This is a genomic window from Shewanella sp. GXUN23E (assembly GCF_050865035.1).
In the GTDB taxonomy this organism is placed as follows: Bacteria; Pseudomonadota; Gammaproteobacteria; order Enterobacterales; family Shewanellaceae; genus Shewanella.
This window is the reverse complement of record NZ_JBOZWP010000001.1, coordinates 233,376-247,801: the sequence shown is the minus strand read 5'-3', so window position 1 is coordinate 247,801 and position 14,426 is coordinate 233,376. Positions and strand designations below refer to the sequence as shown.

The following is a 14,426-nucleotide window of genomic DNA, read 5'->3' as shown; positions in this document are numbered from 1 at the left end:
CCCAGGTTTCACGGAAAGGAGCATCATAGCCCGATGATTCGGATTGCCATCAATGGTTACGGCCGCATAGGTCGCTCGGTGTTAAGGGCTCTGTACGAGTCAGGCAAGCGCCGGCAGATCCAATTGGTTGCCATTAATGAATTGGCCTCTCCTGATGCCATGGTGCATTTGACCCGCTACGATACCACCCACGGCCGCTTCGCGCTGGATGTCAGTCTGGACGATGACACTATGGTCATAGGCGACGACAGAATACAGTTGTTGCATCAAGCTGATGCCGCCAGCTTGCCTTGGCGGCAGCTGGGTGTGGATATTGTGCTGGAGTGTACCGGTGCTCTGGTCGACAGAGCGAGTTGCGAAGCCCATATTCAGGCCGGTGCCGGCAAGGTGCTGATCAGTCACCCCGCCTCGCCGGATGTCGACGCCACTGTGGTGTACGGCGTCAATCAGGATAGTTTACGGCCATCCCACACGATAGTTTCCAATGCCTCCTGCACCACCAATTGCCTGGTGCCGGTGATCGATGTGCTGGATAAAGCCTTCGGCGTCAAAAGTGGCGCCATTACCACCATTCACTCTGCCATGAATGATCAGCAGGTGATTGATGCCTATCACGATGATCTGCGCCGCACCCGCGCCGCCGGACAGTCCATTATTCCCGTTGATACCAAACTGGCCCGCGGCATTGAGCGTATTCTGCCGCAGATGAAAGATAAGTTTGAGGCGATCTCGGTACGAGTACCCACAGTGAATGTCACGGCGATTGATCTGTCGGTGACCCTCAATACCCGGGTAGATATCGCGACGGTTAACAGTGAGCTTGAGGCCCAGACCAAAGGGCGCTTCAAAGGCATTGTCGGTTTTACCAATGAGCCACTGGTGTCCTGCGATTTCAATCATGATCCCCGTTCCAGCATAGTGGACGGCACCCAGACCCGGGTCAGTGATGGGCAGCTGGTGAAGATGCTCTTGTGGTGTGATAACGAGTGGGGCTTTGCTAATCGCATGTTGGATACCAGTCTGGCGATGGTGCACTGTACTGAAGGACAACAGAATTAACCGCATTCCGGCTGATGCCCAAGGCGTCAGTCATTTTTTGGTTTGTAATTTGTTTAAGGAAATCCCAAATGGCGATTATCAAGATGACGGATCTGGATCTGGCCGGTAAGCGCGTGCTTATCCGTGAAGATCTGAATGTCCCTGTGAAAGACGGTGTGGTCACCAGTGATGCCCGTCTGCGTGCGTCACTGCCAACCATTAAGCTGGCGCTGGAAAAAGGCGCGGCTGTGATGGTGATGTCTCACCTGGGGCGCCCGACTGAAGGCGAATATGATGCTGCCTTCTCCATGCAGCCTGTGGTTGACTATTTGACGAAGGCACTGGACTGCCCTGTGCGGCTGGCCACTGAGTATCTGGACGGTGTCGACGCCAACGTTGGCGAAGTCGTGGTATTTGAAAACGTGCGCTTTAACAAGGGCGAGAAGAAGAACGACGAGGCGCTGTCCAAAAAGCTGGCGGCTTTGTGTGATGTGTATGTGATGGATGCCTTCGGCACGGCTCACCGCGCTCAGGCTTCTACCCATGGTGTGGGCATGCATGCTCCTGTAGCCTGCGCGGGTCCACTGCTGGCTGCAGAGCTTGAAGCGCTGGGTAAAGCACTGGATAATCCGGCCCGTCCTTTGGTGGCGATTGTGGGTGGCTCCAAGGTATCGACCAAGCTGACCGTGCTGGAAAGTCTGTCCGGTATTGTTGATCAGCTGGTGGTCGGTGGCGGTATTGCCAACACCTTCATTGCTGCAGCCGGTCACAATGTCGGTAAGTCATTGTATGAGGCTGATCTGATCGATGAAGCCAAGCGCCTGGTGGCCAACGCAGAAAGTCGTGGCGGCAGCATTCCTGTGCCTACTGACGTGGTGGTTGCAACTGAATTCAGCCCTGCAGCTGCTGCTGTGCTCAAAAACGTGGCAGAGGTTGGCAGTGATGAGATGATCTTTGACATCGGTCCTGACAGTGCCGAAGTGCTGGCTGACATCATCGCCAACGCTGGCACCATTGTTTGGAATGGTCCGGTAGGCGTATTTGAGTTTGATCAGTTTGGTGAAGGTACCAAGCGCATCGCTCAGGCAATTGCCGAGTCCAGCGCCTTCTCCATCGCCGGTGGCGGTGACACTCTGGCGGCCGTGGACAAGTATGGCATCGCCGATAAGGTGTCTTACATCTCTACCGGCGGCGGCGCTTTCCTGGAGTTCCTGGAAGGTAAAGAGCTGCCAGCGGTAGCCATGCTGCAGGAGCGCGGTGCCTGAGCACCATTGAAGGTCGAGAGATCTTCAGAAATAACAATAAATATAAGTATCACTCTGTCAGGCCTCGTTGCCTGACAGAATAAAAATAGAACCAAGATAGAGACCTCGGTGACTGTGTCACCCTATGTATTGGAGCAACAAACTTATGGCCTTAATTTCATTGCGTCAGCTGCTGGACCACGCCGCAGAGCACGGCTACGGTGTTCCCGCATTCAACGTGAATAACCTTGAACAGATGCGCGCCATCATGCAGGCCGCCGAAGCGACTGACAGTCCGGTTATCGTGCAGGCGTCTGCCGGTGCCCGCAAATACGCCCGTCCTCAGTTCCTCAAGTATCTGATGAATGCGGCACTGGAGCAGTATCCGGATATCCCTGTGTGTATTCACCAGGATCACGGCACTCACCCAGATGTGTGTCAGCGGTCCATTCAGCTGGGCATGAGCTCAGTGATGATGGACGGTTCACTGATGGCTGACGGTAAAACCCCGGCCTCTTACGATTACAACGTTGATGTGACCCGTAAGACAGTCGCTTTCGCTCATGCCTGTGGCGTGTCTGTGGAAGGTGAAATCGGCTGTCTGGGCAGCCTGGAAACCGGCATGGCCGGTGAAGAAGATGGTATTGGCGCTGAAGGCGTGCTGAGCCACGATCAGATGCTGACCAGCCCGGAAGAAGCGGCCCGTTTCGTGGCTGACACCCATGTGGATGCACTGGCAATCGCCATCGGTACCAGCCATGGTGCTTACAAGTTCAGCCGTAAACCTACCGGTGATGTGCTGCGTATCGACCGTATCAAAGAGATCCACGCCCGTATCCCCAACACTCACCTGGTGATGCACGGCAGCTCGTCTGTACCTCAGGAGTGGCTGAAGATCATCAACCAATACGGTGGTGCCATTCCGGAAACTTATGGCGTGCCGCTGGAAGAGATCGTTGAAGGTATCAAGCACGGTGTACGTAAAGTGAATATCGATACGGATCTGCGTTTGGCTTCTACCGGCGCGGTACGTAAGTTCCTGGCGGAGAACCCAAGTGAATTCGATCCACGTAAGTTCCTGAAAGCCTCAATGGATGCCATGGCAGATATCTGTACCGAGCGTTATGAAGCCTTCGGCTGCGCCGGTATGGCCTCCAAGATCAAGCCGATGTCACTGCAGGCCATGTACAAGCGTTACCAGACAGGTGAACTGGATCCTAAGGTGAATTTTTAATATTCACTGACTCCGTTCCGATGAGCCCGCTTATGCGGGCTTTTTTACAACTAAATGCGAATAAAACGGCCTGTTGCAGCGTGCTAAGATAGCTAAGTGGTTGCATCAATGTTAATATTTTTCGGTGATTTTTTGGTGGAATTCAATACAGGAGTTGATGTCCGATGAATAAATTACTGAGTGCACTGGTTGTCACAGCAGTATTGCCTTTTTATGCCCAAGCCGGTGCGGATTTTATTGAGGGAGACAAAACCTTTGCCGGTGAGGCCGAGCTGGGTGGTACGCTGACCACGGGTAACAGTGAAAGTTCGTCCATCAAAGGGCGGCTGAATATGAAGCATGAGTTGGGAAACTGGGAAAATACCTACTTGCTGGAAGCTCTGTATAACGAGAATACTGACAGCAGCGATGGCAGCAAGACAGATAATCAAAGCTATCAGGCCGGTGCCCAGGGCAACTATCGCTTCGACGGACGCAGCTATTTGTTCGCTAATGCTAATTATTATCGCGATCCATCAACAGGTTACGATTACACTATCACATCGTCTGCCGGTTATGGTTACCGGGCATATGAATCGGCAACGAGCTTTCTGGATTTGGAAGTCGGTCCGGGTTATCAGTACCAGAAGCTGACCGGTGAGGAAGCCACGCTGCAGGGGTTTGATTCTCAGGACAGCGTAGTGGCTCACGGTGTGATGAACTTTGAAGCCAAAATCAGCGACAGTTCTACCTTTAAACAGAAGTTTGTGGCGGATTACGGGGACAAACTGCTGGCGCGCTCGGAAACGTCTCTGACCGCCAATGTTATAGGTGCGCTGGCGATGAAGTTGTCCTTTGTGGTGCGCTATGATGATGAGCCACTGACAGGGAAAAAATCGACAGATACTGAAACCAATATGACGTTGTTGTACGCATTTTGATATCAGCCCCGACCTGTGCAGTCGGGGCTTTTTTTCGGGTTTCATGGGCTTGATATTAAGCAGGGATGTGAGGTGTCTATGTTTCCATTTTTGTCTGAGGCTGCTGTTGCAACGGGGCTGGATTTAACCAATACAGCAGCAGGTGCCCTTGCCATTACCGTTTTTGTGATTGCGTATGTTCTGGTGATTGCTGAGGAATCACTGCATTTACAGAAATCCAAACCTGTGTTGCTGGCGGCAGGCATTATTTGGATAACTGTGGCACTGGTCTATCGGGAGCAGGGACTGTCGGTGGTTGCTGAGGCAGCATTCCGACACAGCCTGCTGGAATATGCCGAGCTGTTTCTGTTTCTGATGGTGGCGATGACCTATATCAGCACCATGGAAGAACGTGGACTGTTTGATGCATTGCGCGGCTGGATAGTCAATCGGGGGTTGAGTCTCAGACAGGTGTTCTGGCTTACCGGGTTGATGTCATTTGTCATCTCGCCGGTTGCTGACAACCTGACTACCGCATTGCTGATGTGCGCGGTAGTGACCAAACTTGGCAAAGGCCAACCCGGATTTATTGCGGTTTCCTGCATTAACATTGTGATTGCCGCCAACGCCGGTGGCGCATTCAGCCCATTTGGTGACATTACGACCCTGATGGTGTGGCAAAAGGGCGTGGTGGAGTTTTCCCAGTTTTTCAGTTTGTTTATTCCTTCGCTGGTGAACTTTATGTTGCCGGCAGTGGTGATGAGTTTGTTTATCGACAATGCCAGGCCTCAGGTTGAAAAAGAGCAAATTATTCTCAAGCGTGGTGCAAGGCGGATTGTGGCGCTGTTTTTGCTGACGATCATCTGTGCCGTCAGCGCACACTCGATGCTCGGCATGCCCCCTGTGCTGGGGATGATGCTGGGGCTTGGATTGCTGCAGTTCTTCGCTTATTACCTCAGACGCAGTTTTCCGCGCTCCATAGCTCTGAAAATGGCGGCTGCCAACGCCAACGGTGATGACGCTCAGATAGCCTATCTGAAAGGTCGACAGCCATTCGATATTTTCAGCCGGATTTCTATGGTTGAATGGGATACCATGTTGTTCTTCTACGGTTTGATGCTCTGTATTGGTGGGTTGGCCGCCATGGGCTATCTGGCGCTGGCATCTGAGTTGATTTACCAGAGTCTGGATGTCACCCTGGCCAATATCTCCATTGGTTTGTTGTCGGCTGTGGTGGATAATATTCCGGTGATGTACGCGGTATTGACCATGGAACCGGATATGGCGGTCGGACAATGGTTGCTGGTGACCCTGACGGCCGGTGTCGGTGGCAGCCTGCTTTCCATCGGCAGTGCCGCCGGGGTAGCGTTGATGGGGCAGGCCAGGGGGATTTACACTTTCAGCAGCCATTTGAAGTGGACGCCGGTGATTTTGCTGGGATATTTTGCCAGCGTTGCCTGTCACATCTGGCTTAACATGTAGAAATGAGTGTCTAAACTTAATTTCTGCTTAAGTTGCTTTTTGTTTTTGTTATTTATCATATCTAATTGATTTTTAAATTTTTTTAAAATTTAAAATCTGGTGTTAAATTGATTTAATGTGAGCGTTGTGTGTCGGCAAATAAGAAATTATGTCGGCTTGTTCACGGTTCCACCTAATTGATGCACCAATTATTGATATTTGACCGTTATACTAACCCCGGGAATTTATTATTTTAGGGGTTGGCGTTTCAATGCAAATTGGCGATTGCTGGTTTGATATTCCGGCAAGACAGTTGTTTGGCCAGAAAGATGGGCAAGTGCTGTGTCTGAGTGATGACGAGTTCAATGTGCTTGAATTGCTGGTCAACCAACAGGATAAAGTTGTATCCAGGCAAGCCTTGCTGGCAGTGCTGGAAGAGCACGCCAATCCCGAGCTGGAGTTGGTGGACATTATCCATACCCTCAAAACCAGTTTGGGGGACAAGTATGAGTCTTTGATTGAAACTGTTGCCGATCAGGGATTTATGCTGCACACCAGATTAAAGCGAAGCCGCTCAAGTCTGACTGATTCCCCTTACCAAACCATGTCTGTTGTTCTCTACAGCCTGCTGACTGCTGCCATTCTGTTGATGGTGTTCTGGCTTTATTCGGAAGTTGATACCCCAAGAAATATTGAGGGTTATTACACCCATGAGGTCACCCTACAGGGCGGCGCGCTGTTACCTGTGAATGTCTATCCTGTGCCGCGGATCGCCGGTCGCAAAGACAGGGAAAAACAGGTCGATTACTTTATCCAGCAACTTAGACAGTGTACTCAGGTGCCCTGGGAGCAGGTGTCAGCGTCCTTCTCGGTAGATGACAACATGCTGAATCTGCTGTTATTTAAGCGGGAAAATGGGGTGCCTGAATATGAGAATATCAAGGTGTATCAGAAAGACGTGAATATTAGTTTTATCGATCCGGCCTGGCTGGAAAAGGCAGGGGTGTGTGAGCGCTAATCCGTTGCAACGGAGCAAGGGAGTGAAAGTCTGGCCGCTTGCTGTAATGATGATAACGATTTTGTTGGTAGTGCTGGGATTGCATGGCATTGCGGACAAAAAAGAGGACTGGAACCTGAGTTGTGACGGGACGCTGTACAAGCCCGACAAACAGGATGAAATGCCCCGTAAAGTGAAGCTGACTGTCGTCAGTGAGAATGGGCATGCCGTAATCGGTTATGACTATTTCCTCGATGGTCATTTCCAGGGCGGGATCAGAATGTCCGGTGAAATTGTCGGGTTCGAGGTCTCATCCCTGAGTCTGCATGTGCGCGTGACCAAAGGTGAGGTGCTCAGCGATATTTCCAAACTTGAATTACCCCCTTATCTGCAGAAGATTCTGGATGAAAACATCAACTTTCTATCCAAGCTGAATGAAGGCATGTTGTTTACCCTGAAAATGTCGGAAATGGATTTGAAGCAGGGGTTTGCGATACTGAATGTCGATCCGGGCAATAATATCTGGGCGTGTAACGTCAAAGCGGATTAACTTATACGCTACACCTGTGGCCCGTCTAGGCTCCGGCGATAACTTCGGATGTTCCCTCTACAAAGGGGAGGAACTGTGCCTGACATGCCGGTTATGACAATATCCGGATATCATATCCAAGGTCACCATCACCAATACGATAACGATAAAGGCGCCCTGAGGCGCCTTTATCGTTTGGGACCAGCCCAAGTGCTGCAATGCAGCTTTTCCCTGCAAGGTCAGTTCGCTGTCATCAGTTCAACTTGATTGCTTGCCAATGCGCCATGTATCTGGATGGCGACTTTGTAGATGCCTACCGCATCCGGTGTGGCCAGACTGTCCCAGTCCAGTCCATCGGCCGTAAAGCGGTAGTTGCCCTTGTCATCCACTGCATCCAGGATGCCGGTACAGGGTGCGCTGTTGTCGGCGGGGCAATGGAAGCTGCTGATGGCATGCCAGCGTTGCCACGATTTGGGCTTGCGTGAAGGCTCATCCGGCATTCCCAGATAGTGAATGCTGTAAGCTGAAGCGCCCGTTAAGCGTACCCCTTTATCATCACTCAGGGTGAAGCCCAGTTCGCCGCTCGGTCCGTCGAAGCTGCCCAGTTCAAGCAGAATGACGCTGGCTGAATCAATGTCGGCCACTGCCAAAGGCGGCTCCGGCGGTACAATGACCTCATCGTCATCATCGCTGCAGCCACCTATCAGTGTCAGGGACGCCAGCAGAGCCGTGATATACAATTTTTTCATATTGCCTCCCTGTTAGAAGAAGTGGCCGGTATGACAGGTTTTACATTCCATATTGGTTTTCACACTGGCCGCCGGGGTCATTGGGTCGCTGGAGCTGTGGCACATCTGACATTGTTTGGTCAGCTCAGACACCCCTGCACCATCCATTTCCGCTATTTGCTGGCCTTCATAGGCTTTGTTGAGCAGTTCAACCAGCACATAGGCCATGGTGGCTGACAGACGGTAGCAACGTTCGCCTTTCTTGCTGAATGGTAAACCTGATGCTCTTGACCAGTTACTGATGGAGGAATGGCACAGTATGCTGTTGGCGGCAGAAGAGGCGCCTACCAGTGCGGTTTTTTCTTCAGTAGAGCCAATGCCTTCCACAAACTCTTTGTTGCTCCATGGCAGGGTTTCGTGCTCGTAGTAGCGGAACGTGGCATCAATCACGGCATTGTTCTGACCATTGATGTCATCCAGAATATTGACCAGCATACCGATAGCGTTGAGGTTCCCGCAGATGGTGCCCTGACCCACGACGCCTGCAAAGCCATAGGCCGCCAGCGCAGTTGGAATGGTGGCAAACTTTTCAGCATCGACACTGTTGGAGCGTGCCAGCATGGTCACCACAGAATGGAACACCTGATACATACAGCCATTGCCACTTTCATAGGCGAGTCTGGCAGTAGCCATAGGATCGAGCGGTACATACTTAAGTTTTTCTTTGGGTTGCAGTTTGTAGGCCGGTTCCTGGGTTGCTGCCATGACACTGCTTCCCATCAGTGTTGCCCCTGCGGCTATGCCACTGATCCCTACAATACGCTGCAGTGCTCCACGTCTGTTCATGTTCATATAATCCATCCTTTTATTCCCTGGCTGCAGAGAGGTTCTGCGGCCGATGTTGCAGTCAGTTTAGGGGGTAGGCAGATGAAGATTGTGATCTCTGTGGCTTGAAGGCGGGATGATGGTTTATGGGGGGCTCAGCCAATGGTTAATCACTGTTGCCGATTGATTTCTTTAGTGTTGGCAGCAGAAACCGTTTGTGGCGTGCTTTATGTCACTTTATTTGTGGTATTTATGTAAATTTATGATTATTCGGGGCTGCTTTGATTTTGTTGAAAAAAGGTGACCGAATTCGCAACTTTGTCAAAGAGGCACTGATTGTTACTCAGGTATCTCAATGGCGATCACAGTCAACACAGGCTCTGCTGACTAGACTGCCAGTGTGTACTTTTTCAGGGTAGAAACTGATGCGGATTGGTGGATGTCAATTCCATGAAAAACAGGGAAAACTGGTTAATCCCGAGGGACAGGAATGGCAACTTCCGCGGGCGGAGTTGCAGGTGCTCAGGTTACTGACTCAACACCGGGGACAACTGGTGTGCAAGCAGCAGCTCAGGGAAGGCCAGGGAGAAGGCGCCATGCTGAGTGAATCTTCAGTGGCCCGCGCGGTTTTTATGCTCAGAAGTTTCCTCGGACCATCCCACGAATACTTGATTGAAACGGTGAAGGGTCAGGGATATCTGCTGTTGCCGGAGCCTCACTCCGACGAGCCGTTTCCTGAGGTTTTGCGCCGCTCGGGGATTAAGACGCCTGCGCTGTTGTTACTGGGAGCTGCGGTGCTGCTCAGTGCCCTGTGGGGACTTCACCGGTTTCTGTTTGCACCAGCGCCAGTGGTTACGCCGCCGGTGTCCCTGCTGCAGACCGACAGTGTCAGGCTGGCGTCCGGTCAGACCATCGCGCTGTCACTCTATGCCAAATCCAAGACCAATTCCGGACTGCTCAAACAGCAGGCGGGTATTCTGGCGCAGACCCTGTCGCTGTGCCGCCAGAGCCACTGGCAACACGTGTATTTAAGTTTGTCCCACGACAATCAGGTGCTGAATCTCACCATGCGGGGCATGAAGCGTGGTCAATCGGAAGTGCGCAATCTCAAAATCAGCGACTCCCGCAATCCTAAGGAATTTGTCAGTCAGCGCTGGCTGCAGCAGGTAGGTATCTGTGACTAAAAAACGTTTGTGGCTGATCAATATCCTGATCCTCTCCAGTTTGCTGCTGAGCCTGGCGGTGATTTGGCATCTGGCTGCCGGGCGGGACAAAGCGGTGATGATGAACTGCTCGTCTGAGTTGTATGACCATCTGCAGGTTGGCAGCGATGACGCCTATCTATTGGTCGATCTGATTTTGCAGGGCAAGCAGGTACAGCTCAATTACCGCTACTTCGACACTCAGGGCAGTAATCTGGGCACCATTGCGATGGAGGGCGAGTTGGCTCAGGCAATAGTGGATAACCGGCTCTATACTATGAATATGCATAAAAAACATGAAGATGTATCTGGTGGTGAGCGTCAGTCGCCATCTCATATGCAATACATCTCATACATCAGTAGCCTGAATCTCAACGACAAAGGCAGCCACCAACTGAGTGTTGAAGTGCTTGAGCGGGATAATACCAATGATTATGCCATTGTGTTATTCCAGCCCAGCAACACTGTCTGTGGTTGCCGACTGGTGCAATAAGCAGCAGCCCAGCCATTTCGTGCCGGGGTGATTCAGAGTAAGCTTAAACAATCGCTTACGATACCCTGGGGAGGATGTGGCAGACTGTGTCAAGAATTGAAATCAAGCAGGAAGAAGCTCTTTCCATCAAGGTTACCCACCTTATCGAAGCCGGTGCCAATTGCCGTGTCGATCTGTATTTTTCGCTGCCCAACGAAATGGGCATCAACCCAAAAAGTTTCGACGAGCAGGAGTATTTTCACAGCGGCATTCTGGGTCGCCGCTCCTACTATTCCGAAGGGTTGCACATTCCGCTGGTGCAGAGTCGTTTCGTCAGCCTGAATAAACGCACCATTGAAGAGTTTCGCTTATATCTCAATCTGTTCGCATACCAATTTGCCATCGCGGTGGAAAATGATGCCGGTGAGCTCAGGCACCTGAATGAGGCCGAGGTGTTTTATCCCGCCGTGGTTGAGCTGGCGCGGCAAATTGAATCCACCTTAAAAAAATTCCGCCGCAATGAACCGGCGGATGAGAAATGGAAATCCTACTTTGAAAACGCCGACAACTATCTGTCCTGGTTCTGTGAGCAGCAACTGTTGCAGTTGATGTCGGCCCGCCCCCGCTCCAGCGGTTTTACTGAGTTGCGGGATGAGATTTTTCAGGTTTGTCGCGCGGAAGCTCAGTATCGGCTGGATCGCAAATATAACTCCCACGGCACAGTGCAGGATGCCAACCGTATTTCCAACAAGATGTTGCTGCTGCGACGGCTTATCCAGCGTGGGGTAGTCCTCAAGGAGGAGCAAAGAACACTGGGTACCTGGCTTAAGAAGGCCACTACCGGTTTTGCCACAGGTCTGGTGATGCTGGTGGTCTCGGCACTTATCCTGAAGGCTCAGGGGGTGCTCAGCGGCCTGACCATCGCTATGGTATTAACGCTGGCGGTTATTTACGCGTTTCGTGAGGTATTCAAGGACGATATCCGTAATGCCATGTGGCGCCGCATTCAGCGTGGTCGCCCGCGCTGGAGCCGTAATCTGAGTGATACCACCAGTGGTCAGTCCGTTGCCAGGCAAGTGGTATGGCTCGATTTTATGCGTCCCCAGGATCTGCCCAAGGCGGTGGATGAGATTTTACAGCGCCGGCATAGACAAAACCGTATCGATGCGGAGATTCTGCACTATGGTGTCAGCACTAAAGTCAGCAAGGAAGAGTTTCTGACCGGCTACAACATGTTGCAGGAACAGATCAGCTTTTCACTGGTGCCGTTTGCCCGTTATCTGGAGCGCGGCCGGGTTAAGGTTTATCAGGAGCGTGACAGTAAGGTCAGCTACGAATCTGCAGAGCGGCGTTATCAGGTGAATGTGGTGGTGGCGCTGCGGGAAGGACGCAAACCGACCCGATACGCCAGATACAAGATCACCATGAACCGCTCGGCGATTGTTGAGATCACCCGCAGTCAGGTTCCTGAAGGCGTGCTCGCCATTGAGGCGGGGCAAATCGCCAGCCCCATGGAAAACTTCAGCCCGGTCGCCCAGGCTGCGCAGGATACTAAACAGAGCGGGTAAACGCCTGACAGATATTCTGCTGTCCAGGCTGTCTGGCCCGGCGAAGGGCGATTTCAGCATTATTCAATAATTGCTGCAGGGATTGCCCCGCGGCATTGGCGGCAATACCGATACTCAATCCTTCGGACAGACCAAGTTCAGTAAGCTTGGTCAGGATCTGCTCGGCAAAGTCATGGGCCTTCTTCGGGGGCGTGTCCGGCAGCACTATGATGAGTTTTCCCAATTGCCAGTGGGACATCTGATAACTGCGGGGCAGGTCGCGCAGCAGCTGGGTTTCAATCTGACTGGCCCGTTGCTCCAGCTGGCCAATATCACTCATGTGACTGAGCATTCTGGCTGGCGTGACATCCAGCAGCATCAGGCTGGCGGTATCTTTGCTGCCAGTGGGCAAGGCATCAAAATATCGCTGCAGATTGGCATGATTGACCAGTACGGTGGAGCGATGAGGCACCATGTTGTCAGCCGACTCCGACTTGGTCTGGCACTCAACAAAGCGACAGGCGATATAGTCCAGCTCTCCTTCATGATTGACGATAGCTTTAAAGCTGGCGTGCAGGGACGTCGCTGCCGGAGTGCGGTGGCCACAGCTCAGCTGACCGCGCCAGTAACCATGGGTATTTAGCTGCTCGGTGATCCTGTGCCACTGGGCATCGCCGTCATCATCCAGACAATCGGCAAGGTTGACCGGATTTCCCGGTTCAAGCTGCAGTAATTTCTGGCACTCGCTGGAGTATTTCAGCAAAGTACCATCGGCTTTGGTTAGCGCCAGCGCTGAATCGACCTCTGTCATCATGCGGTACAGGAAGGCTTCATGACGGGTCTGGGTCAGCTCGGTGATATTGTCTATGTTCACCAGCAAGTACTCTTTGCGCTGATCCAGCAGCAGGATTTTACGGATGCGGGTACGTACTGTACTGCCGCCCCGGCCACTCAAATCCAGCTCTCCCTGCCAGTAACCCGTGGCATTAAGCAGTGCATTGACCTCTCTGAAGGCCCGGTCATCCAGCTGTAACGCCCATTGCAGACTTCTGTCTTCCAGTGCATCGGTATCCTGTTTCAGTGCCTGTGCTGCGGCGCGGTTGGCTTTGATTATGCGGCCGCTGTCACCGGCGATCATCCAGCCAGCATCGGTATTGAATAATCCACGGCTGAGTTCAATGTTCAGCATGCGTGACCTTTGTTCAAGCCGGTACAGGTGACTGAGCACTATGCCTGCCGCAGCCATACTGGTCATGATGACCATGAAGGTCACCAGAATCTGTCGCCATTTGGCGAAGCGCGCTGCCACATCGGCATTGCTGATATAGCTGACCAGATACAGTTCGCGCTTGGTTTCGTACTGAGTCGTCAGCTCGACCTTGATGAAAATATAGGTGGCGTTGTCATCATGAAACTGACCATAGTACTTGCCACTCATCTGTTGCCACAGTTCGGGAAAACTCTCAGCCAGAGATTCTCCCAGTATGGCGGGCAGGTTGGGCTGGCCGGGAGACTTTTGGCCAACGTACATAAGCCCTTGATTATCAAACAGCATAAGCGGTGAGGCGGCATCGGGATAGGGCGGCCTGACGCTGGTCAGTGTGCGGGAAACCGAATTATAGGTCACCAGATACCCCTTGATGCTCTGGTCCTGATTTTCCAGCCAGGCCAGCTGATACATAAAGGGTTCCAGTTGTCCCTGATTGGCTACCAGTTCAATGGGCGAAGTGTAGATGTCATCCCCGCCCATGGTTCTGTTGGTCCCCAGCAAGGACGCAGGCAGACGGGCATCGCCGAAAATATCGGAGCTGGCAAACACCAGTTTTCCTGACGGATTATAAAGTGCTATACCCAGCAGATCGGGCATGTTGTGCACCAGTGCATGCCAGTGATCCAGCACCAGGGTTTTCCGGCTTTGGGAAGGGGAGGCCAGATACTGTCTGAGCAATTCGCCCCGGGCGAAAATATGGGTACGGAACTGCTGAAAATTCACTTTATCGGCCAGCAGTGTGCCTGTGGTCTGCAGCTCGCTGTATCTCTGGGTAGCCCAGTCCTGTCGCAGCTTTTGCTCTCCCAGCGTGATCATCACATTGGTAAACAGCACTGCGCCCAGCAGCAACATCGCCAGTTGGGCACTGATCCCCAGAATACGCTGACGTGACCAGTGTGGGCCCTGGGATGGCAACAGCAGAGATTGATTGGAAGAGGGCGCCAGGTTTCGTTTAAGCATGTTAAAAACAGTCGCAAAAT

Annotated in this window: 13 protein-coding genes; 10 read left to right on the top strand and 3 right to left on the bottom strand. The window is 52.2% G+C overall.

The genetic code is table 11. The annotated features are described in order from the left end of the window. The first annotated feature begins 33 nt into the window (after positions 1-33). The 7 genes from epd to ACRRUX_RS01035 all read left to right on the top strand — a co-directional run bounded on the left by epd (position 34) and on the right by ACRRUX_RS01035 (position 7,423). The gene (gene epd, locus ACRRUX_RS01065; RefSeq protein ID WP_432526348.1) at positions 34-1,059 is read left to right on the top strand and encodes an erythrose-4-phosphate dehydrogenase; all 1,026 of its coding nucleotides are present in this window, start codon (positions 34-36) and stop codon (positions 1,057-1,059) included. Positions 1,060-1,127: 68 nt separating this feature from the next. Continuing rightward, positions 1,128-2,303, top strand: coding sequence for a phosphoglycerate kinase (locus ACRRUX_RS01060; RefSeq protein WP_432526347.1), 1,176 nt, complete (start codon positions 1,128-1,130; stop codon positions 2,301-2,303). A 145-nt stretch (positions 2,304-2,448) separates the two neighbouring features. After that, positions 2,449-3,516 (top strand): class II fructose-bisphosphate aldolase, encoded by a 1,068-nt coding sequence (gene fba / locus ACRRUX_RS01055; protein WP_432526346.1) that lies wholly within the window; start codon positions 2,449-2,451, stop codon positions 3,514-3,516. 164 nt (positions 3,517-3,680) lie between these two features. Further along, positions 3,681-4,436, top strand: coding sequence for a DUF481 domain-containing protein (locus ACRRUX_RS01050; protein WP_432526345.1), 756 nt, complete (start codon positions 3,681-3,683; stop codon positions 4,434-4,436). A gap of 78 nt (positions 4,437-4,514) precedes the next feature. Beyond that, positions 4,515-5,897, top strand: coding sequence for a sodium:proton antiporter NhaD (gene nhaD, locus ACRRUX_RS01045; protein ID WP_432526738.1), 1,383 nt, complete (start codon positions 4,515-4,517; stop codon positions 5,895-5,897). Between the two features lie 250 nt (positions 5,898-6,147). Beyond that, positions 6,148-6,894 carry a winged helix-turn-helix domain-containing protein gene (locus tag ACRRUX_RS01040; RefSeq protein ID WP_432526344.1) on the top strand — a complete coding sequence of 249 codons (747 nt, stop codon included), beginning with the start codon at positions 6,148-6,150 and terminating at the stop codon, positions 6,892-6,894. A gap of 22 nt (positions 6,895-6,916) precedes the next feature. Next, positions 6,917-7,423, top strand: coding sequence for a hypothetical protein (locus tag ACRRUX_RS01035; protein WP_432526343.1), 507 nt, complete (start codon positions 6,917-6,919; stop codon positions 7,421-7,423). Between the two features lie 218 nt (positions 7,424-7,641). Here the strand turns inward: ACRRUX_RS01035 and ACRRUX_RS01030 are convergent, their stop codons facing one another. Beyond that, positions 7,642-8,151: a hypothetical protein gene (locus ACRRUX_RS01030; RefSeq protein ID WP_432526342.1), complete on the bottom strand. Its 510-nt coding sequence runs from the start codon at positions 8,149-8,151 to the stop codon at positions 7,642-7,644. Between the two features lie 12 nt (positions 8,152-8,163). Further along, entirely contained in the window at positions 8,164-8,982 is an 819-nt protein-coding gene (locus ACRRUX_RS01025) for a cytochrome C (protein ID WP_432526341.1), read from the bottom strand. Between the two features lie 398 nt (positions 8,983-9,380). Here ACRRUX_RS01025 and ACRRUX_RS01020 point away from each other — a divergent pair, with 398 nt between their 5' ends. The 3 genes from ACRRUX_RS01020 to ACRRUX_RS01010 all read left to right on the top strand — a co-directional run bounded on the left by ACRRUX_RS01020 (position 9,381) and on the right by ACRRUX_RS01010 (position 12,197). After that, positions 9,381-10,139: a winged helix-turn-helix domain-containing protein gene (locus tag ACRRUX_RS01020; RefSeq protein WP_432526340.1), complete on the top strand. Its 759-nt coding sequence runs from the start codon at positions 9,381-9,383 to the stop codon at positions 10,137-10,139. After that, complete coding sequence (locus ACRRUX_RS01015) at positions 10,132-10,650, top strand: hypothetical protein (RefSeq protein WP_432526339.1); 519 nt, start codon at positions 10,132-10,134, stop codon at positions 10,648-10,650. The genes ACRRUX_RS01020 and ACRRUX_RS01015 overlap by 8 nt, the downstream gene beginning before the upstream one ends. 86 nt (positions 10,651-10,736) lie before the next feature. After that, a complete protein-coding gene (locus tag ACRRUX_RS01010) occupies positions 10,737-12,197 on the top strand; it encodes a hypothetical protein (protein ID WP_432526338.1) in 1,461 nt (486 codons plus the stop codon). Here the strand turns inward: ACRRUX_RS01010 and ACRRUX_RS01005 are convergent. Then, a complete protein-coding gene (locus tag ACRRUX_RS01005; RefSeq protein ID WP_432526337.1) occupies positions 12,181-14,406 on the bottom strand; it encodes a PAS domain-containing protein in 2,226 nt (741 codons plus the stop codon). The two genes, ACRRUX_RS01010 and ACRRUX_RS01005, sit on opposite strands and share 17 nt — an antisense overlap. Between the last annotated feature and the right edge of the window lie 20 nt (positions 14,407-14,426).